Origin of the sequence: Prevotella sp. AM42-24, from assembly GCF_003461825.1 — a bacterium.
GTDB lineage: Bacteria > Bacteroidota > Bacteroidia > Bacteroidales > Bacteroidaceae > Prevotella > Prevotella hominis.
The window spans coordinates 1-19,039 of the sequence record NZ_QTXV01000042.1; the positions used below are offsets into that span (position 1 = coordinate 1).

Annotated in this window: 20 protein-coding genes and 5 pseudogenes; 21 read left to right on the top strand and 4 right to left on the bottom strand. The window is 41.6% G+C overall.

Annotation, left to right across the window (positions count from 1 at the left end):
* Window positions 1-47: 47 nt before the first annotated feature.
* Both DW917_RS11755 and DW917_RS17775 read left to right on the top strand, forming a co-directional pair.
* Window positions 48-761, top strand: a complete 714-nt coding sequence (locus DW917_RS11755; RefSeq protein WP_118118944.1) for a WecB/TagA/CpsF family glycosyltransferase — start codon at window positions 48-50, stop codon at window positions 759-761.
* Window positions 762-853: 92 nt separating this feature from the next.
* Window positions 854-1,084: pseudogene (locus tag DW917_RS17775) on the top strand (dTDP-4-dehydrorhamnose 3,5-epimerase family protein); the annotation flags it as partial.
* 706 nt (window positions 1,085-1,790) lie between these two features.
* Here DW917_RS17775 and DW917_RS17545 read toward each other — a convergent pair.
* Window positions 1,791-1,964, bottom strand: coding sequence for a hypothetical protein (locus DW917_RS17545; protein WP_199545550.1), 174 nt, complete (start codon window positions 1,962-1,964; stop codon window positions 1,791-1,793).
* A 304-nt stretch (window positions 1,965-2,268) separates the two neighbouring features.
* Between DW917_RS17545 and DW917_RS11765 the strand changes: the two genes are divergently transcribed.
* The 15 genes and pseudogenes from DW917_RS11765 to DW917_RS11830 all read left to right on the top strand — a co-directional run bounded on the left by DW917_RS11765 (window position 2,269) and on the right by DW917_RS11830 (window position 13,553).
* Window positions 2,269-3,222, top strand: a complete 954-nt coding sequence (locus DW917_RS11765) for an ABC-three component system protein (protein ID WP_118118948.1) — start codon at window positions 2,269-2,271, stop codon at window positions 3,220-3,222.
* Complete coding sequence (locus tag DW917_RS18175) at window positions 3,216-3,440, top strand: ABC-three component system middle component 6 (RefSeq protein ID WP_118118950.1); 225 nt, start codon at window positions 3,216-3,218, stop codon at window positions 3,438-3,440. Before DW917_RS11765 ends, DW917_RS18175 begins: the two co-directional genes overlap by 7 nt.
* A gap of 65 nt (window positions 3,441-3,505) precedes the next feature.
* The gene (locus DW917_RS18180; RefSeq protein WP_199545551.1) at window positions 3,506-5,131 is read left to right on the top strand and encodes a DUF2326 domain-containing protein; all 1,626 of its coding nucleotides are present in this window, start codon (window positions 3,506-3,508) and stop codon (window positions 5,129-5,131) included.
* Window positions 5,132-5,134: 3 nt separating this feature from the next.
* Window positions 5,135-5,425: pseudogene (locus DW917_RS18185) on the top strand (NAD-dependent epimerase/dehydratase); the annotation flags it as partial.
* A 12-nt stretch (window positions 5,426-5,437) separates the two neighbouring features.
* A pseudogene (locus tag DW917_RS11780) lies at window positions 5,438-5,822 on the top strand (sugar phosphate nucleotidyltransferase); the annotation flags it as partial.
* Window positions 5,750-6,327 (top strand): annotated as a pseudogene (locus DW917_RS11785) (NAD(P)-dependent oxidoreductase). The pseudogenes DW917_RS11780 and DW917_RS11785, both read left to right, overlap by 73 nt.
* A gap of 60 nt (window positions 6,328-6,387) precedes the next feature.
* Window positions 6,388-7,518 (top strand): dTDP-glucose 4,6-dehydratase, encoded by a 1,131-nt coding sequence (locus tag DW917_RS11790; RefSeq protein ID WP_118118952.1) that lies wholly within the window; start codon window positions 6,388-6,390, stop codon window positions 7,516-7,518.
* The gene (locus tag DW917_RS17090; RefSeq protein ID WP_147344179.1) at window positions 7,496-7,756 is read left to right on the top strand and encodes a hypothetical protein; all 261 of its coding nucleotides are present in this window, start codon (window positions 7,496-7,498) and stop codon (window positions 7,754-7,756) included. Before DW917_RS11790 ends, DW917_RS17090 begins: the two co-directional genes overlap by 23 nt.
* A 3-nt stretch (window positions 7,757-7,759) precedes the next feature.
* On the top strand, window positions 7,760-7,891 hold the full coding sequence (locus DW917_RS18090; RefSeq protein WP_255415336.1) for a hypothetical protein: 132 nt from the start codon (window positions 7,760-7,762) through the stop codon (window positions 7,889-7,891).
* A gap of 18 nt (window positions 7,892-7,909) precedes the next feature.
* Window positions 7,910-8,944 carry a phospholipase D family protein gene (locus tag DW917_RS11795; protein WP_118118954.1) on the top strand — a complete coding sequence of 345 codons (1,035 nt, stop codon included), beginning with the start codon at window positions 7,910-7,912 and terminating at the stop codon, window positions 8,942-8,944.
* Between the two features lie 703 nt (window positions 8,945-9,647).
* A complete protein-coding gene (locus DW917_RS11810) occupies window positions 9,648-9,842 on the top strand; it encodes a hypothetical protein (protein ID WP_117588040.1) in 195 nt (64 codons plus the stop codon).
* Entirely contained in the window at window positions 9,814-10,419 is a 606-nt protein-coding gene (locus DW917_RS11815) for a GNAT family N-acetyltransferase (protein ID WP_118118964.1), read from the top strand. The genes DW917_RS11810 and DW917_RS11815 overlap by 29 nt, the downstream gene beginning before the upstream one ends.
* Before the next feature lie 214 nt (window positions 10,420-10,633).
* Entirely contained in the window at window positions 10,634-11,863 is a 1,230-nt protein-coding gene (locus tag DW917_RS11820; protein WP_118118966.1) for an adenylyltransferase/cytidyltransferase family protein, read from the top strand.
* Window positions 11,826-13,022 (top strand): sugar MFS transporter, encoded by a 1,197-nt coding sequence (locus DW917_RS11825; protein WP_199545553.1) that lies wholly within the window; start codon window positions 11,826-11,828, stop codon window positions 13,020-13,022. Before DW917_RS11820 ends, DW917_RS11825 begins: the two co-directional genes overlap by 38 nt.
* A gap of 279 nt (window positions 13,023-13,301) precedes the next feature.
* Window positions 13,302-13,553 carry a hypothetical protein gene (locus DW917_RS11830; protein WP_118118970.1) on the top strand — a complete coding sequence of 84 codons (252 nt, stop codon included), beginning with the start codon at window positions 13,302-13,304 and terminating at the stop codon, window positions 13,551-13,553.
* A 241-nt stretch (window positions 13,554-13,794) separates the two neighbouring features.
* Here DW917_RS11830 and DW917_RS11835 read toward each other — a convergent pair whose 3' ends face one another.
* Both DW917_RS11835 and DW917_RS11840 read right to left on the bottom strand, forming a co-directional pair.
* Window positions 13,795-14,001 (bottom strand): hypothetical protein, encoded by a 207-nt coding sequence (locus DW917_RS11835; RefSeq protein WP_118118972.1) that lies wholly within the window; start codon window positions 13,999-14,001, stop codon window positions 13,795-13,797.
* A gap of 26 nt (window positions 14,002-14,027) precedes the next feature.
* A complete protein-coding gene (locus DW917_RS11840; protein WP_118118974.1) occupies window positions 14,028-14,387 on the bottom strand; it encodes a hypothetical protein in 360 nt (119 codons plus the stop codon).
* Between the two features lie 192 nt (window positions 14,388-14,579).
* On the opposite strand from DW917_RS11840, the gene amrB reads away from it, so the two are divergent.
* The 4 genes and pseudogenes from amrB to DW917_RS11860 all read left to right on the top strand — a co-directional run bounded on the left by amrB (window position 14,580) and on the right by DW917_RS11860 (window position 18,737).
* Window positions 14,580-16,055 carry an AmmeMemoRadiSam system protein B gene (gene amrB / locus DW917_RS11845; protein ID WP_118119001.1) on the top strand — a complete coding sequence of 492 codons (1,476 nt, stop codon included), beginning with the start codon at window positions 14,580-14,582 and terminating at the stop codon, window positions 16,053-16,055.
* 54 nt (window positions 16,056-16,109) lie between these two features.
* The gene (gene amrS, locus DW917_RS11850; RefSeq protein WP_118118976.1) at window positions 16,110-16,997 is read left to right on the top strand and encodes an AmmeMemoRadiSam system radical SAM enzyme; all 888 of its coding nucleotides are present in this window, start codon (window positions 16,110-16,112) and stop codon (window positions 16,995-16,997) included.
* 145 nt (window positions 16,998-17,142) lie between these two features.
* Window positions 17,143-17,517: pseudogene (locus DW917_RS17780) on the top strand (arylsulfatase); the annotation flags it as partial.
* Between the two features lie 158 nt (window positions 17,518-17,675).
* The gene (locus tag DW917_RS11860; protein WP_118118978.1) at window positions 17,676-18,737 is read left to right on the top strand and encodes a hypothetical protein; all 1,062 of its coding nucleotides are present in this window, start codon (window positions 17,676-17,678) and stop codon (window positions 18,735-18,737) included.
* Between the two features lie 37 nt (window positions 18,738-18,774).
* Here DW917_RS11860 and DW917_RS11865 read toward each other — a convergent pair whose 3' ends face one another.
* Window positions 18,775-19,038, bottom strand: a complete 264-nt coding sequence (locus tag DW917_RS11865) for a hypothetical protein (protein ID WP_147344180.1) — start codon at window positions 19,036-19,038, stop codon at window positions 18,775-18,777.
* Between the last annotated feature and the right edge of the window lies 1 nt (window position 19,039).

Here is a 19,039-nt window from a genome sequence, read left to right on the forward strand (position 1 = left end):
ATAAAATAAGTTAAACTAAAATGCTGCGGAATTTAGGATATAGAAATATGATATCAATATTAGTTTCTAAGATTATATCAACGGAATCCTTTTCCGTTAATCAGATATTCGAGAATAAGGGAAAGGCATATACCTATCTCAACCCAGTGTCTTATTTGACTGCTCTCGACAATAAGGAGCTATTCTCGCAGCTGGATGGTATCTTTGCGGATGGTGAGTTGTTGGTGAAAGCCATCAAGATAGTGTATGGCAAACAAGTGACTCGCCGAAGCTTCGACATGACTTCGATGGCACCGGAGTTGTTCTCTTATGCAGAGGAGCATGGAAAGACCATCTATATCGTGGCTTCCAAGCAAGAGCAAGTAGAGAAGGCGGTAGAGATATTTCGTGAGCGGTATCCTAAGGTTAAGTTTGCGGGGTATCGGAATGGGTACTTTGCTAATGAGGATGAGATGGAACAAGAGGCAAAGCATATTACGGAGTTAAATCCAGATTTCTTGATAGTTGGAATGGGAGCCTTGATGCAAGAGAAGTTCCTGTTAAAGGTAAAGAATGCCGGTTATCAGGGTGTCGGGTTTACCTGTGGTGGATTTATCCATCAGACTTTTAAGAATGAGATAGATTATTATCCGGCATGGGTGGATAAAATGAATCTTCGCTTTTTTTATCGAATGTGGAAGGAACCACATACCCGCAAGCGTTATATGATGGCAGGCTTGCTGTTTCCTGCAAGATTTATCGTAGAAAAAATCTTCGGATAATCTTGTAAAGCCAGGGAATGGGAGTGAAGACTACCAATTCAGATTTTGGTTCGCAGGATGGAAGAAGATACATGGAATAAAATAACAGATATATGGGTAATCGGTTCCCGCTCTCCTTTTTAGAGATGCTGCGAGGCTATTTCTTAGAGAGCTTTAGCGATCGTGAGTTTATAGAGAAGGTGGAGCCATTGGTTGGCTACAAGGTAGAGTTTTATCAGGACAATGAGAGCATGAGTTCTTATGGTGTAATGCGTGGCTTGCATTTCCAAAGACCTCCGTTTACCCAGAGTAAGTTGGTGAGATGCGTGAAGGGTAGAGTGATTATCATCACGTCCTTCTTTGTTGATAAAGCGAGCTGCACTCGGCAATTTGAAAGCGAGTTTTCATTGCACTCACTGGCATCGCTTTTTCCCATTAAAGAAGGCTTTTTCGAAAACCTACCCGTCCTTCCTTACCCTTAAGGAAGGCTCCACCTTTCTCACCAAGCCTCTCTTTCCTCAGGAACGAGAGGATGTAACCGCCCTCTGGTGCTCAGAACCGCTACGCTCTAAGGTTGGCGGGGCATCAAAGCCCTCGCCATGGTTGTGCGGGATGGGACCGCATGGGAAAAGGTGGGGGATAGGCTGGGTATTGCCTTGCAGTAAGGCATGTTGGCAACGGATGGTGATAGAACTGGGATTGTCAAGTGGTTACCTTATGGCTGGCTTGCTTTTCCCAGCCAAGTTTATCGCAGAAAGAATCTTCGGATAGTCTTGTAAGCCCAGTGAATGGGCGTAAAGGTAATGAGATTTTTTCAAAGTGCCAAAGAATATAATAAGGGATTTGTATGGAAAAGAATAATCAGGCAGTAAGTATTCGCTGAAAGCCGTATTGTGTGCCTGACCAAAAACAAATACGGCAGCCAAGTCCCCCTAGATGTCTGGCACATAGTGGAAGTGCATGACCCGGTGTCATCTTCAAGGCAAAGGATGGAAAATAAGGGAAAAAGAACAGGGCATTTTGCAAAAACGAAATGCCCTGTTGCTAAAATTACTTTTCTTTTCTTACACCTTTGAATGGTGTGCCGTCTTGCTTGACATCTATAAAACGTCCTGTAATGGTGTCACGTTTGACATATTGCTGCGTTTTGGAATTATAGGTCTGACTACGTTGTCTTACCATTCCATTACGATGTCCATCTCCACTAGGTGGATTTGTTGCCATAATAAACACCTCCTCTCTGTGCTAGGATTTAGACACTATTGTCTCAACACATGATATGTTGTAGCAAAAGCTGTGCCATTACAAAAAATAATAAGTTAGTGCCATATTGGCATAACAAGTTGGGCTTAAGGCTTGCGCTATTGTTGTATACTATAAAGTAATGAGGGAGTAAGGTCTTATGATGGTTTATTGTTGTGGTTTTATGGAAAAGGCGACAAATAGTGTTAAATGTTTCCTTTTTCTTGCATACTTCAATAAAAAATAGTTAATTTGCGCATTAATAACAAATTAAAGGGGGTTGAGTATGAAAAGAAATGAACTTTTGAGTAAAATTTCAGATATGCTGTTGCTTATTGGTCGCAGTATAGAACAACTTGGTTCTATGAATTTGAATAATGATGCAGTTTTAGCAGAAAATACTTTCAAGGATTTATTGAATGTAATATATAAGGCTAGTTTCGTTAATGCAAATAGTATCAAGCATAATATGCCTGGTATCGACTTGATAGATTTGGATAGGAAAATTTTAGTTCAAATTTCAAAAGAATGTACTAGGAGTAAAATCCAAGAATCTTTGGATAAAATTCCTAAAGATTATATTGATGGTTACAGTTTTTGGTTTCTGTCAATTTCAAAGCCGGCAAAGAGATTGCGAGGTCTTAAGTATAATGCGCCAGTCGGGATAAAATTTGCTGTTGACACTGATGCTGTAAAAGATTCTGAATCACTCTTGTCTGATATGCAAGGTTTAGGTGTAGAAGAACTTGAGAATATTTTGAAAATATTAAATAGTGAATTTTCTCTGCTGTCTCTTGAAGAGCGAAAAACTTCGGGCTTAGCTATAGTCATAAAGTATTTGTCGCAAGAACCATATTCATATGATGATGAAATCAATAGTATCCCTTTCGAGATTGATCAGAAAATAAAACTGAATAATTTAAAGGAATTATATGATGATTTCTTGAATTTTGTGTCAAACAGAGATATTGTACAAAAAGTTTATGATACATATGATCTTGAGTGGAAAAATAAAAGTCTCGCTGTATTGCATGCTATAAGGAAGGTATATTTGGAATTAAGTGAGAAAGAATCAGGTCTACCTCTCTTTCGTTCGATTTCTCGGCAATTGTATAAAAAAGTTGCTGATTGTCCAGAATTGAAGACGTTCCACAGAGAAGAGATTGAATTATATATTGATATTATCATGTATGATGCTTTTATTAAATGTAAAATATTTAAACGACCTGAGCTATGTTGATACCAGATAATGTTAGGCCAGAGAATAGTATCTATTTCAATGGGGCTATAATACTCAAAATTCTAATAGAAAAAAGAAAAAGAATGTTGATTGAGCTCTATTGTGATGTGATGCTTTCTCATAAAATGAGTTACAATGTGTTCATTTTAAGTTTAGACTGGTTGTTCTTGATAGGAGCTATAACATATAAAAATGAGGAGATATCAATATGTTCATAAAATCATTACAGATATGTACAGATGAATGTACGATTAGGGATATACAATTTCATAAAGGACTAAATTTGATAGTTGACGAAACAAATACAGAAAGTACCAAGACCGGAAATGGTGTTGGTAAGACAACTGTGCTTCGTCTTATCGATTTTTGTCTTGGAGGGAAGGGAGTGGAGATTTATTCTGATCCGGCTAACCACAAAGATATAATAAAGAATGTAAGAGATTTTTTGCAAGAGAAAAAAGTTGTGATTAAGCTCTTGTTATTTACTAATGATGGACAGGAAATTGTCATTAAGAGAAATTTTCTGAAACGTCAAAATGCATTGCGTGAAATTAATGGTGAAAATTATAAAACCGATGCGTTGTTTGTCGAAGCCTTAGAAAAATATACTCTTGGCTTGAATATAGTGAAGCCTTCGTATAGACAAATCATATCCCACAATTTTAGATATACCAATCAAAATGTTTCTAATGTCCTTAAGACTCTTACAATGGGTAAGGATATAGAGTATGAGTCACTATATTTGTTTCTTTTTGGCTGTTACAATGATAATGGAGCGGAAAGAAAAAAAATTAAAGAAGAAATAGGGGCAGAGGAAAAATTTAAAAAACGCTTGGAAGCTGATGGGGCAGATCAAAATGCATACAAAGCAATTTTAGGTGTAGTAAACAATGATATCAATTTGTTAGAAGCGAAGAAGGAAAATTTGAATATAAATCAAAATCTTGCAAGAGATTTAGATTTACTAAATGAGATTAAGTATGAAGTTAATAAGTTGACTTCAGAAATCTCTTTGCTGAAATTGCGTGAAAATATTCTTCTTCAAACTCTGGAGGAATTAGAAGGTGAGTATTCTAATATAGATATTAAAGAGTTAGAAAGTTTATACAAGCAAGCAAAAGCTTTGGTGCCAGATTTGCACAAAACTTTTGAGGAACTTGTTGGTTATCATAATCAGATGGTTGCAAATAAAGGTAAGTTTGCTAACAGTGCTTTGAAACAGTTGCGAGAAAACTTAGCAAAGAAAGGTTCGCAACTTTCAATTTTGTTGTCCAAAGAGCAACAACTGTCTGAGGTTGTAACGCAATCTGATACTTATGATGACTTGGAGTATTTAATTAATGAGATTAATCAAAAATACCAAAGAAAGGGAGAATTAGAAAGTAAAATAGAGCAAATAGAAGCTATAGTCAAGAAAATAGCAAGATTGAAGCTTAAGGAGAAGGAAATAAGTAATGACATGTACACCGATGAATTCCGTAAAAAATTACAGGATAAGTTGGATGTCTTCAATCAATATTTCTCTCAAGTTTCCAGAAAACTTTATAATGAGGAGTATTTAGTAAAATTTGATTTTGATGAGAAGAGAAAAATATATACCTTTTCTTCCTTGAATGCTAATCTAAGTTCTGGCAAGAAAATGGGAGAAATATCTTGTTTTGACATTGCGTATACAAAATTTGCTGATTCCCAAGAAATTCCTTGTTTGCATTTCTTGCTGAATGATAAAAAGGAATTGATGAGCGATAATCAATTGGTAGATATTGCGGAAGAGGTTGAGAAATGTGGCATTCAGTTTGTCGCATCTATTTTGCGTGATAAGCTACCTGCTCAATTAAATGATGAGAAGTATTTTGTTTTAAAGTTGTCACAACAAGAAAAATTGTTTAAAATAGAGGAAAATATATGAAACTGCTTTGAGCCTGCTTATACTACCTTGCACATTGTGGAGGCTATGAAGAAGGTGACAGACTTGGCGCAGATGGTGCCAGACATTCCTAATTGGGTGATCATGTCGATGGCAAGAATGGCTCAGTTGCTTGGTTCGCCAATGGGTATCTGTCCTGCGAGAGTGAAGAAACTTCAGATTTCTACTAATATCTGTGGTGAGAAGTTGAAGAACTGCGGTTATCAGTTTAAGTGGAGTTTCGAGGAAGCGCTGGCTGACTGGTTCGAGGATAATGACAGACAGGGTTTAAAATAATAATCAATAAATATGAAGGGAATCGTATTAGCAGGTGGTAGCGGTACTCGTTTGTATCCTATTACAAAGGGTATCAGCAAGCAGCTGATTCCTATCTTTGATAAACCGATGATATATTATCAATAACAAAGCTACTGTATTTGGCTATCGTGTAAGTGATCCTGAGCGATATGGCGTGGCAGAGTTTGATGAGCAAGGCAATTGCCTGAGTATCGAAGAGAAGCCTCAGCATCCAAAGAGCAACTATGCTGTAGTTGGCTTATACTTCTATCCTAATAAGGTAGTAGAAGTAGCCAAGCATACCCATGATTCCCTTTCTGAGGCATCTACCTTTATCGAAGTCTTGGAGAAGCGCCAAGGCTTGAAGGTAGCTTGTCTGGAAGGTATCTGCTTTCGATATTGGATGAAGGTCATCAAACATTAAAGGAGAATGATGTGAAAGCCATCGTGAATTGTGCAGCATGGACCAATGTGGATGCCTGCGAGACAGATGAGAAACTGGCTGCATTGGCAGAAAAGCTCAATGCGGAGGCTCCTGAGAATCTGGCTAAGGCGATGAAGGAGGTGGACCTACATACGCACTTGATTTGGCTAATGCCATTATCACCATATTGGATAAGGTAGAGGCTGCCCAGGGCAAAGATGAATATGTTGGAGTATATCATTTCTCAAACGAGGGTGTCTGCTCCTGGTATGATTTCACCCAGATGATTGCAAGAATCGCCGGTCATACGGAATGTGATATCCAACCATGTTATAGCTCGGAGTATCCTTCTCCTGTAACTCGTCCTGCTTATTCAGTATTGGACAAGCGAACCATCAAGGAGACCTTTGGTGATAAGGTTCCTTATTGGGTGGATTCTCTGGAGAAGTGTATTGCTAATCTTAAGCAGGATTGTTAGAAGTCTGCTCAAAAATACTAATCATAAAGTTTAAAGTTCAATTTTCAAAGTTCAAAGTTAATGAAGAATATCATTATCACGGGCGGTGCTGGTTTCATCGGATCACACGTAGTAAGGCTTTTCGTGAACAAATATCCTGAGTATCACATCATCAACCTCGACAAGTTAACATACGCAGGCAACCTGGCTAACCTCAAGGACATCGAGGATAAGCCTAACTATACTTTCGTAAAGGGTGATATCTGTGATTTCGACCTGATGTTGAAGCTGATGCAGGACTACAAGGTGGATGGCATCATCCATCTCGCTGCCGAGAGCCACGTAGATAGAAGTATCAAGGATCCATTCACTTTCGCTCATACCAACGTGATGGGTACCCTGTCTCTGCTCCAGGCGGCAAAGATTTACTGGGAGAGTCTTCCTGAGGGATACGAGGGTAAGCGTTTCTACCACATCTCTACCGATGAGGTGTATGGTGCATTGCAGATGACTCACCCTGATGGCATTCCTGCTCCTTTCACCACCAAGGCATCCAGCGGTAAGAATCACGAGGCTTACGGCGAGGAGTTCTTCGTAGAGACTACCAAGTACAATCCTCATTCTCCATACTCAGCATCCAAGGCAAGCTCAGACCACTTCGTTCGTGCTTTCCACGATACATACGGTATGCCAACTATCGTGACCAACTGCTCTAACAACTATGGTCCATACCAGTTCCCTGAGAAGTTGATTCCGTTGTTCATCAACAACATCCGTCATCGCAAGCCATTGCCAGTATATGGTAAGGGTGAGAACGTGCGTGACTGGTTGTATGTTGTAGATCATGCCCGTGCCATCGATATGATTTTCCACAAGGGAAAGGTGGCTGAGACTTACAATATCGGCGGTTTCAACGAGTGGAAGAACATCGATATCATCAAAGTGGTCATCAAGACCGTTGACCGTCTGCTCGGCAGAAAGGAAGGCGAGGATATGGACCTCATCACTTATGTAACAGACAGAAAGGGTCATGATATGCGTTATGCCATCGACTCTCGCAAGCTCCAGAAGGAACTCGGTTGGGAGCCATCTCTCCAGTTTGAGGAGGGTATCGAGAAGACCGTGAAATGGTATCTCGAGAACCAGGACTGGATGGATCATGTTACTTCTGGGGAGTATCAGAAGTATTATGAGAATATGTATTGTAAATAGCCCCACCTGTCCCTCCCCTGCGGGAGGGGACCGCCGGGGTGTTAGTGGGGATACGAGTTCTGTTTCCTGTTCTTCTGCTTCTGGTTCTTCTGCCTCTACAGCTTTAGATTTGGTGCAGAGAGGATTGAAGTATTTGGGATTGTGGAAGTTTGCAAGGGCAGTGATGTATGTGCTGCATGAGGCTTTGGGATTATCAGAGGAGAAGATGATAGCTCCGATGGATGAAAAGCGAGGATAGTTGTTGCTGGCAGAGATACTGAATGGTGGCAACTTCGGACAGCATTTCGTTAGATTCTATCCTGCTGAGGCTTTGAGTGAGCCAATCTACAGAACATGGCATTTCTATTGGAGGATGAAGAATAAAAGGAGTTAAATTTGAAGAGTAAACATCATGCAAATCATAGAGAACTTTTCTTGTCACAATCATTATGACTGCTTACTTGCCTTATGCAAGCAAGCTGATGAATTATTGATAGCAAGTCCTTTCTGCTTCCCAAACTTTGAAACGTTTGTTTCCAACGTATCAAAGAAGGGCTCTACCAGAAAAATCACGTTCATCACTACGATGAAAAACGATGAGGCAGTTGAAAAGATAGATTCATTATTGTCGTTTCGCAAAGCGACGAAAGAGCATGGTATTAATTGGCAGATACGCATTGACAATATGCTGCATGGCAAAGTGTATATATTCAAGAATAATGAAGTTCCATTTGCGGCCATCATAACGTCTGCCAATCTTACACAACATGGATTAAAGCAAAATCATGAATGGGGATGTCTGGTTGAAGATGCCAAAGCCATTGGCTGTATGGAAAAGCAGTTGCTTGTCGATGCAAATATTGAACTGACGAGTGATAAGTTGGAGCTGATAAAGAAAAGAGCGGACAAGACTCGTGAAGAAGGTTGGAAGAAAGTGAAACAGCAAGAGATACAGATAGATGACATACTCAGCCTACCTCAAATACCAAACGGAACAAGATTCTTCATCAAGCCTATTGGTTCTAACAATCACAAAATTTTTGATGGCGACTACTCTGAAAAGTTTCAAAAACAACATTTTGCGAATAGATTGCCAAAAGCTGTGCGTGTTGGAGATATACTCATTACCTACGCTGTTGGTGCAAGAAAAATCATCTCGGTTTTCAAAGTAATGAGTTCTCCCAAACATACCAATATACCAAATGACCGTTGGCCTTGGTTTGTGGAGGTGAATAACCTGACGACAAATTTAGGAAAGACTTGGACAAAGAAGAACCTGAAGGTTATGGACATAGCTAGAGAGTATGCCGAGAGATACAAACTACCTGTCACTCAACGTGGTGGGTATAACTTGAACGGACTGATGCTTGGTAATGACAAAATACAACTAACCGATGAGTTCGGCAGGTACTTGTTCGTCCTTGCAATGAAAACAAACAAAGAATAGCAATATATGGCGAACGGTTCCCTCTCCCATTTTTTTGAGAAAGATATGAACAATATTGTTTTGAGCCGTATCTCTTCTATAATGATTTGGTCTTTGGGATACCAGAGGACAAATCTTATCAAGGTAATGCTATCATCGACAAAATCTTAGAAAATACTAATAGTGATGATGTAAAGACATGCATATCCATCATAAAATGTGAAATTCCTTTGGATATGTGGCGCAGATATATCATCGGTAATAGCTTGTTCCTTTGGAATATGACGAAGGAATAGGGTGGAGAAGCAACATCAGATATTCTTTGATTTCCCCCCTCACATAGGACAGAAACCTTCCTTACCGTTGAAGAAGTCTTTTCGAATCCCTCCGTCTCCCTTTAGCCAAAGGGAGCTCCACCTCTAACCAAGCCTTTTCAATAGTCTTTACGACCCCTTCGGTTCCCCTTGTAGGGGACAGAAACCTCAGAAGGAAGGATGCAACCGCCCTCCGGTGCTCAGAACCGCTTCGCTCTAAGGTTGGCGGGGCATCAAAGCCCTTCGCCATATTGTGCGGGATGGGACCGCCGGGAAATAGCAGTTTACAGTTAATAGTTAATTTTGTACTAATTTGCTGATAACTTGCAGAATTATTGCCATTTTCTTGGTAGTTTCGGGGAAAAAGTGTACTTTTGTGACATAATATTAATCATCTAAAATAAAAGGTTATGGCATTAGAAATAAGAAGTATTCCGGTTCTGACAGGTGAGACCGCTGAACGATTTGTTCGTGAGGCTGAGGAAAATGAACGCAATCCGCAAAGAAAGGCATTGCGAATGTCATTTGCTGATGTGGAGAAAATATTGGTTCGTTCAACCGCTAATTTGAAAGCACATGGAGGAAAGAGTCCTTTTGCAAAGTAATTGCTCTCTTTATCGAGTTACGACAAAAGAAGAGCTTGACTCTTTTAGCTGTGGTGATGAAGATCTTGATGATTTCTTTCACCAGGAGGCTTGTCTTTATGATGGGCAATTATTGGGAAAAACATATTTCTTTGCCACGGAAAGAAGTGGTAAGGATGAAATCGTTTGTGCCTTTACATTGGCAAATGATAGTATCAAGGCTGCTTTGATTCCGAATGCTTCAAGAAACAAAATACAGAGAAAAATTCCTAATTCCAAAAGAACAAGAAGTTATCCAGCAGTATTGATAGGAAGACTTGGAGTTGCGAAGAATTTTCAAGATACTAATGATGGTATTGGCTCACAAGCAATAGACTATATCATATCTTGGTTTTTGTTACCTGATAATAAGACTGGTTGCCGTTTTATTGTGGTTGATGCCTATAACAAGGAAAATGTATTACGTTTTTATGCAAAGAATGGCTTCAAATTCTTGTACGCAACAGAAGAATTAGAGAAAGAAGCAAATCATATTCCTGAAGATGAACACTTGGAGTCAAGGATGATGTATCTTGACTTGTTGGGTTATATAAGATAAAAGTTGTGCGGGCTGGAACCGCCTGGGGACAGCTTGCTGATGTGACCGCCAGGAGAGGGAAGTTTGTAATTTACAATTAATAGTTTATAGATTGCTGGTTACAATTTATAGATTACGAATTTCAGTTAATAATTTTCAATTAATATATTATGGTTTACGGTTAGCAGGTTGATATTAACTGTTAACTGTAAACCATTAACTTTTCATAAAGTTTATGGCAAAGAAAGTTTTTGTAAGCGGTTGCTATGACCTGCTACATTCCGGTCATGTGGAGTTTTTCCAGCAGGCATCACGGTATGGTGACCTGTATGTGGGTATCGGATCGGATGCTACTTATCTGGAGTATAAGCATCGCAAGCCTATGTTCCCGCAGGAGGAAAGGCTATTCATGGTCAAGAATATAAAGGCGGTGAAGGATGCGTATATCAATGAGGGAAGTGGAGTCATCGATTTCCTGCCAACTCTTGATAAGGTGAAACCGGATGTGTTTGTGGTGAACGCTGAAGGTGGTTCTGATGAGAAACGTAGAATCTGTAAGGAAAGGGGCATCGAATATGTCGAACTCCAGCGCACGCCTCATGCTGGTTTGAAGGCGCGGTCTTCTTCTGACCTGAAGAAGGCGTTATCGAATGTATCAGATAATTCTGCACAGGAGGCGGGGATTCCTACCCGTCTGGATCTGGCAGGTACTTGGATTGATCAGCCATATGTAAGCATGTATCATCCGGGATGGGCGATTACCATCTCGCTGGAACCTACCTTTGAGGTGTGCGACCGCTGCGGTCTGTCTACCTCTACCCGTAAGATGATTCAGAAGATATGGCCGGTGAAGTTGCCGAAGATGGATCCGGAGATGCTCGCCAGACTGGTATTCTGCTTTGAGAACAATCCGGAGCGTCACGACGGTATCATCTCTGGTGCCCAGGATTCCATCGGTATCTGTGTTCCCGGTCTGGTGCGTCATTATTATGACAACAACTTCTGGCCGGAGAAGATTGAGAGTACGCAGGATGAGATGACCCTCCGATTCCTGGAAGACCATCTGGTGATGATTCCGATGGAACCGAGAAGACCGGGATGCAGTGTGGTGGAAGGTAAGGATATCACGCCTGAGAAGGTGAAGGCGCTGGCTGATGCAGCTGATGCCTGCTGGAAGGCGATCCTGGCGCACGACCTCGATGCCTTTGCGGCAGCATACAGGGCATCTTTCGAGGCCCAGATTGCGATGTTCCCGGGTATGGTGAATCCGTCTATCTACGGTGTGATAGAACCGGAGGCGAGTGTGCAGCCGATGATTGACCGCTACAGCAGCATGGAGGAGGTACTGGCATGGAAGATGCCGGGAGCCGGTGGCGGCGGTTATCTGGCACTGGTAGTAAAGGACAGTCTTAAATTTGCAGAGAATCATGACGAAGCCATCCATCTTCAGATACGAAGGGCATAACTATCTGGTGCCTTTCCTCATCATCAGCAGCCTCTTCTTCATGTGGGGCTTTGCCCATGGCATCCTGGAGGTGCTGAATCCGCATTTCCAGGAGTCGTTCCATATCAGCAAGGCGATGTCGGCCTTGACGCAGGCAGCTGTCTATGGTGCCTACTTTCTGATGGCGCTACCTGCCGGATGGATTATCCGGAAGTGGGGCTACAGGAGGGGAGTGATAACAGGACTGGTACTCTTCGGTATCGGTGCTCTGATGTTCATACCGGGAAGCAGGATCAACAGTTTCTACTTCTTCGTTCTGTCGCTGTTTGTGATAGGATGCGGACTGACCTGTCTGGAAACGAGTGCGAATCCTTATACTACAGTACTGGGACATCCTGACAAGGCGGAGAGCAGAATCAACCTGTCACAGTCGCTCAATGGTATCGGATGGATTGTAGGACCGCTGGTTGGCGGACAGCTCCTGTTCTCGGGTGTCAACATTGCCATCCCTTATGCCCTGGTGGGTATCTTCGTGCTTGCTGTGGCACTGGTTCTATCAAGAATCAAGTTGCCGGACCCAAGGAGAGCGCATGAGGCGGATACGAACGAAATGGTGGAGGAGAAGCCGATGCGAGTGATGGCATTCTGTTTCGGTATGCTGACCTTGTTTCTCTATGTGGCTGCCCAGACGGGTGTGAACAGTTTCTTCATCAACTATGCTGAGGAGAGTATTCATTTTGAGAAGCAGACTGCCAGTCTGTATCTCGCCTTTGGCGGAATGGGTCTGTTCTTTATCGGCAGGTTGGCTGGTGGTGTCATCATGAATTATATCCAGCCAAGGCTGGTGCTGTTAGTCTGTGCCATCCTCACCTTTGTTGCCACATTGATAGTGGTGGTATGTAGCGGAACCTTATCTCTTATTGCGTTCTTCGCCCTGTATCTGGGAGAGAGCATCATGTTTCCGACGATCTTCTCGCTGGCATTGAGGGATGCGGGGACAAAGACCAAATTGGCCTCTTCGTTGCTTATCATGGCGATTGTGGGTGGAGCGGTTGCTCCAGTAATCATGGGGTATATAGCGGATACTACAGGGAGTATGCCGATTGCATTTCTCATACCGTTGGTATGTTATGGGGTGATTGGAACGTATGCGTTATCGAATCGCCACGTTCCTCTTTAGATAAAAGGAGGATTTTTCGAAAATCACCCCGTCCCTCCTTACCCTTAAAGAGGGCTCCACCTTTCTCACCAAGCCTCTCTTCAATGGTCTTTACACCCCCTTCGGGTCCCCCATTTGTGGGGGACAGAAACCCTCAGGGACGAGAGAATGTAACCGCCCTCCGGTGCTCAGAACCGCTACGCTCTAAGGTTGGCGGACCAAAGCGGTCTGCGTCAGGTTATGCGCGATGGGACCGCCTTAGAATAAAAGTTATGTATAAATATTTGTAACTGAGTAATTATGTATACATTTTTAGATAATATGTTCAAGGTGCTCAAAGTGACAGCCAATAATGAACAACAGAAAGATTTGGCGGCTTTGGCGATTTGTGGAAACAATTTGAAAGCTATTGCGGTTCTGCAAAAACTTCATCAGTATTGTGTGAATATTGGCGACTTACAACATGCAGAAGAAATTCAGCAAGAGATTGTTAGACTCCATAATGAAATTTCACAAGAGGTATTGGAAAAGGCATTGAGAAATAATATATAGGTATAAGTGTCAATAATGCTGAATCTATAATGTTGCCATAACCTTGTTTTATGAGATCCCACTCAAAACCTTTATATGTTATTGCATGGATATCAACTACTCTGTTATTCTGTATACCAATATTCCAACTTGTATCCTAGTCAGATTGTATATGTCATCGATGACAGCCCAAGTGCATTTGTCTGAACCAAATATCTCCTGGGCTTGAATCAGTTCACGCAGTTCTTCTTGTATATCTCGCTTACCATAAGTACCATGTTGATGGTGTTGGCCAGTCTATCATGACATGCATAAAGAACACATTCAGATCACTATCACAATCATTTATAGCGAACTTATACTCCTCTGTTTCCAGAATTTTGCTGATGTTCGTATATCCTTGTGCCCCAGCTATGATTATATCACCATCCAAGAAGAAATCCAATATGTCTTTTTTCTCTTCATTCATATAGTAATATTTTAAATCTTTATGGCTTAAAAAGGAATCACTATACCTGGATTGTGCGATAACAATGTTTTCTCCTGAAAGTACGAAGGATTGTATGAAATGACCGTTTTGCCTTCATAATGCGTAGAGGAGAACAGAGACTTGTACCTGCCTTCCCAGCTTTTAAAAGCCTCTTCCGAATATACTTCTTGTGAGTACAGTTCGTCGAGTTCCTTTTCCCGGCGTACTTTCTCGTTGAGAAATGATTTTCGTGAATTGCCTAGCTCTTCATATTTGCTTTTGGAGCACAATACATATGAAGAGAATGGCATTTCCCTGGCTCTTTTCTCCATCAAATCAATATCGCTAACCAGGCTTTCCACATGAGCTTCCCTTATCCAAGCCAATGTACGCCTTGTTTTGTCTTTGCAGTTTCTTGCATGAAGTCAGAATATGCCCATTTTTTAAGTGGACCCAGAAATAATTTAATCATTGCTGACATTTTTGCATTTTTTTAGCTGGATTTGTACATTCTATCATATTATTTTGTATCTTTGCCAAAAGGATGGAAAGTTGCCATTCTTCTCACGCTTTTAGATATGAGAAAAATTGTTTTAGTTGTTTTATTAACCATGTGTATGATGATGGAAGCAAAGATACGTAAACCTGCCGTAGCAGGACAATTTTATGCAGGCGATACCCGGGAACTTCGCCATGACTTGAAGGAGTGTTTTCTGCAATGCAAGGCTTCACCCTTGAAACCTGTGCAAGCTATCATTGTCCCACATGCCGGTTATGTCTTCTCTGGCGTAACCACTGCATCTGCTTTTGCCTGCATCCAACCAGACGCGCAATATGAACACATTTTCTTGTTGGGACCTAGTCATCATGTTTATCTTGACAAAGCTTCGGTGAATATTGAAGCGACAGAATATGCAACGCCACTTGGTAATGTCCCGGTGGATACTGCACTCTGCAAATCTCTGTTGGAACAGAGCGATGCTTTTACCTATAATAATAAGGCACACGACAGCGAGCACTGTCTGGAAGTGGAGCTTCCTTTCTTGCAGTATCACTTCAAGAAGGTAGTTCCCATCGTTCCAATCATCATTGCCACGCAAAAGTTGAGCATACTTCAAGAGATAGCCCGTGTCCTCCAGCCATATATGAACGAAAGAAATCTGTTTGTCATCAGTAGTGATTTCTCACATTATCCAGCTTATCTTGATGCCAAAAGGGTGGATGGACTTACTAAGGATGCCATCATGACGGGCAAGGCGGAAGCATTCGTAAAAGCCATCTTGCACAACCAGGAATTGAACATCAACAGTCTTGCCACAAGTGCTTGTGGAGAAGCGGCTATTGCCACACTCCTGATGATGACAGAAAATGATGCCAACATCCATCCACATCACATCATGTACCGCAATTCGGGTGATTCGCCCTACGGAGGAAAGGATAGGGTAGTGGGGTATCATTCATTTATCTTTACAAGAGATGACGTAAAGCCGGTTGAATCAAGAGAAAAAGACGAGGCAAACTTTTCACTAAGTGACGAAGACAAAAAGATGCTCAAGGGGATAGCTTACGATGCCATCAGGATGACCTTGGAGGGTAGGAGTTATCAATTTCCCAGCCATCTGTCGGAAAAACTAAAGACCCTATGTGGAGCTTTTGTATCTCTGCATAAGCACGGCAGGCTGAGAGGTTGCATCGGACATTTCGGAGAGGATATGCCACTCTATAAGACGGTCTGCCAAATGGCGAAGGCTGCAGCCTTTGAAGACCCAAGATTTCCAGCAGTCAATATAACCGAGCTTCCAGACATCGACATAGAGATTTCCGTGCTTACCCCGATGAAGCGCATCCTTTCCATCGACAAATTCCAACTGGGCAAACAAGGCATTTATATGCGTAAGGGCAATCGTGCAGGAACCTTCTTGCCACAAGTTGCCGATGAGGTGTCTTGGACTAAGGAGGAATTTCTCGGACATTGTGCGCAAGATAAAGCTGGCATTGGCTGGGAAGGCTGGAGAACTGCCGAACTTTATACCTACGAGGCAATCATATTCTGATTTTAAACACCCAAAGAATTCAAAATCGTATGATAAAACAAAAGGTTAGGAAACATGAAGGAATGTAGATATTATACGAAGATAGAGGAGGGCAAAGATGGAGGCAAGAGCCTGAAGGTAAGATGCGAGCTTTGCCCCCATCGTTGCGTCATCCCGGATAGAAAGCATGGGATATGTGGAAGCCGATGGAATTTCAAGGGCAAATTGTATTCCATTGTTTATGGCAAGCCATGTGCCTTGGCAGATGACCCTGTCGAGAAGAAGCCTCTCAATGAGTTTCATCCCGGCACCCGATGCCTGTCCTTGTCATGTACGGGGTGTAACTTTCGGTGTCTTAACTGTCAGAACTATGACATTTCGCAAGCGCTGCCCTCTGATGTGAATTTTTATGAGTTATCACCCCATGAAATTGTTGACATCGCCATGCAGCATCATCTGCCAGGAATCGCATTTACCTATACAGAGCCTCTTACCTATTATGAGTATATCCATGACATAGCGAAGGTATCACATGAGTATGGGCTATGGAATATTCTCGTCTCGGCAGGTTACATCAATCCAGAGCCCTTGCAGGAACTCCTTCCTTATATAGATGCCGCTAACATAGACATTAAGGCTTTCTCCGATACGATGTATATGCATCAATGTGGTGGACATCTAAAACCAGTACTTGATACCTTGCTAGCCATGCAGAAGTCTGATGTTCATCTGGAGATAACCAATCTCTTGATTCCAGGTGTCAATGATAGTGAGAAGATGATCAGGAAGATGTGCCGCTGGCTCGTCTCGAATGGCTTTGCCCAGAATCCACTACATTTCAGCAGGTTCTTCCCTCTTTATAAGATGCAGGATGCTTCTCCAACGCCAAAAGAAACCATATATTTGGCAAAAAGGGTTGCATTGGAAGAAGGGATGAAATTTATTTACTTGGGAAATATATAGCAAATATATGATACCTGCACCATTCCATTTGTACCGATTGGAGCTATCATTGGCATCAGCCATGACAAGTTCTTCGTTACAAGCAAGGTCTGGAATACATGTACACATAAGGATGATTATGGTAAATATACTTTACGCTTTTCTCGTTATATATTTCCCAGATGTAATGCCTACGCTGGCAGCTCTTACTGGAGGCACCCCATATCTGCCTCAGAACATCAACGACATGAATATTCTGCCATTGTTCCATGGTAAGCAGATTGATACAGACGACCGAGTTCTTTATTAGGAATTCCCAGGTAAGCAGCGTGCTGCGCGCCACGGTGACTGGAAGGCTGTTACCATCAAGCCAAACAAGCCTCTGGAACTCTATAATCTGCGTGAAGACCCAGAAGAGAAACATGATCTCGCCAAGAAGTATCCGGAAATGGTTATCGGCTTTGACAAGGTGATGAAGGAAATGCGAACTCCATCAGAAAACTGGCCAATACCTGAAGATGCAGAAAGCGGGAAAAAGTAATTAGCTTTGTAAAACTGAGGGTGTGTCATGGCCTTATTAAACACACCTTAAAAACATTTTATAAAAATATCATAGCCTTCAAAGATGTTTTTAAGCTGTGCCGTTTTTTTTGGCACACCCTTGCACTACCTTTGCAATAAATTTTAAATGTTAAGTGTATGAAACTGAAAGAACTTTTACTTAGTACGGATTTTGACGCATTGATACCTGCCTTGAAAAAAGAAGGATCTTTGACCATTAGACAGTATCGGGAAGCATACGACATCCTCTGCCACCTTACTCCTGTGGATAATTCTGATATAGAGAATCATAAGATTGAAGTCGAGTGGCACACTCCTGATGAAGCCTTTGAAGATGAGGAGTCATACATCGATGTTTGCAATTGCGAAGGTGACCTTTGGGAAAGCAATGTCGCCAAGGAGGTAGTTGTTGCTGATGACTGCAACCTCAGCAAGGAGGAAGTGCTAGCCAAGATTCTTTGGAGTTGTACTTTCTATGGCTATACGCCACAAACTACCCAAGAAACCTTTGAGGACAGAATCGAGCACAAGATGCACACCTGTTATGGTACTACGGCAAGAAAGTTAGAACAAAAGTACTATCTCAATTATTTGCCCGGACATAAAAAGAGAGAGGTTCTCAAAACAATGAGACTCGCATCTCTTGATAGTATATCCATGAGCATGGAAGACTGGGACTATTGCAACAAGAGAATCGCCAAAGCATCCAATATAAGAAAGAAGCGTGACTATCGTATGCAGAAGAGAATTGACTATCTAGACTATAGAGAAAAATATGAAGGTCTCCGAGATAAGTTCATGGGTGGAAAGGACATCACTTTTCATGACATGGACTTCATCTATGATGGTTTCTCTATGTTGCTAACCCACATGGAGACTCATACTTATGGAGAAAGCAGCAGAGTGGATTATCTGAAGAAACTGATAAAGTATATCGAGATGGATTCAGACAATGAGTTTTTAAATCCGCAGAAGCTTGTCGTATTATGTAAGGTGTCCTCACTTCATCCACTTTCTTTGAAAGAGGAAGAAGATATCAAGAGTGAGTTCCAAATGTTGGCAGGAAAAGGAAAATTAGTCTTTGGTACCAGAGAGGTAAGTTCCGATGTAGTTGATTTGCATTTTACGATACTTATTCAGAAATACGAAAAACGTCAACCACAAACCTACTCGGATGGCTACAGGCATTTATTTAGCTGATGTTTAAAAGACTTGTCACCAAGGTGGAAACCATTCTCTATTGACCTCCATCTTGGTTTTTAAGTTCATTAAACTGTGAGACATTGTAAAACTCCGTAAAAGCACCTCCCTTGCTTTGATTTCCACAAGAATGAGCATGACCAAAGACATGGAAACGAGGTTGAGAGCGATAAACCTCTAACAATAGCGGACGGCTTCCCCTACCCTCGTCAAGTATGCCTTCCGGTGGAATATGGGTAATCAGGAAGTCCATTTTGGTAGCAGATTGGACATTTTGCTCCTTACTTTGCAAGCTTCGCATG

Coding starts and splice junctions, on each gene's coding strand:
- DW917_RS11755 (WP_118118944.1), top strand. CDS start 48: ATGATATCAATATTAGTTTCTAAGATTATATCAACGGAATCCTTTTCC.
- DW917_RS17545 (WP_199545550.1), bottom strand. CDS start 1,964: ATGGCAACAAATCCACCTAGTGGAGATGGACATCGTAATGGAATGGTA.
- DW917_RS11765 (WP_118118948.1), top strand. CDS start 2,269: ATGAAAAGAAATGAACTTTTGAGTAAAATTTCAGATATGCTGTTGCTT.
- DW917_RS18175 (WP_118118950.1), top strand. CDS start 3,216: ATGTTGATACCAGATAATGTTAGGCCAGAGAATAGTATCTATTTCAAT.
- DW917_RS11790 (WP_118118952.1), top strand. CDS start 6,388: ATGAAGAATATCATTATCACGGGCGGTGCTGGTTTCATCGGATCACAC.
- DW917_RS17090 (WP_147344179.1), top strand. CDS start 7,496: ATGAGAATATGTATTGTAAATAGCCCCACCTGTCCCTCCCCTGCGGGA.
- DW917_RS11795 (WP_118118954.1), top strand. CDS start 7,910: ATGCAAATCATAGAGAACTTTTCTTGTCACAATCATTATGACTGCTTA.
- DW917_RS11810 (WP_117588040.1), top strand. CDS start 9,648: ATGGCATTAGAAATAAGAAGTATTCCGGTTCTGACAGGTGAGACCGCT.
- DW917_RS11815 (WP_118118964.1), top strand. CDS start 9,814: ATGGAGGAAAGAGTCCTTTTGCAAAGTAATTGCTCTCTTTATCGAGTT.
- DW917_RS11820 (WP_118118966.1), top strand. CDS start 10,634: ATGGCAAAGAAAGTTTTTGTAAGCGGTTGCTATGACCTGCTACATTCC.
- DW917_RS11825 (WP_199545553.1), top strand. CDS start 11,826: ATGACGAAGCCATCCATCTTCAGATACGAAGGGCATAACTATCTGGTG.
- DW917_RS11830 (WP_118118970.1), top strand. CDS start 13,302: ATGTATACATTTTTAGATAATATGTTCAAGGTGCTCAAAGTGACAGCC.
- DW917_RS11835 (WP_118118972.1), bottom strand. CDS start 14,001: ATGAATGAAGAGAAAAAAGACATATTGGATTTCTTCTTGGATGGTGAT.
- amrB (WP_118119001.1), top strand. CDS start 14,580: ATGAGAAAAATTGTTTTAGTTGTTTTATTAACCATGTGTATGATGATG.
- amrS (WP_118118976.1), top strand. CDS start 16,110: ATGAAGGAATGTAGATATTATACGAAGATAGAGGAGGGCAAAGATGGA.
- DW917_RS11860 (WP_118118978.1), top strand. CDS start 17,676: ATGAAACTGAAAGAACTTTTACTTAGTACGGATTTTGACGCATTGATA.
- DW917_RS11865 (WP_147344180.1), bottom strand. CDS start 19,038: ATGCGAAGCTTGCAAAGTAAGGAGCAAAATGTCCAATCTGCTACCAAA.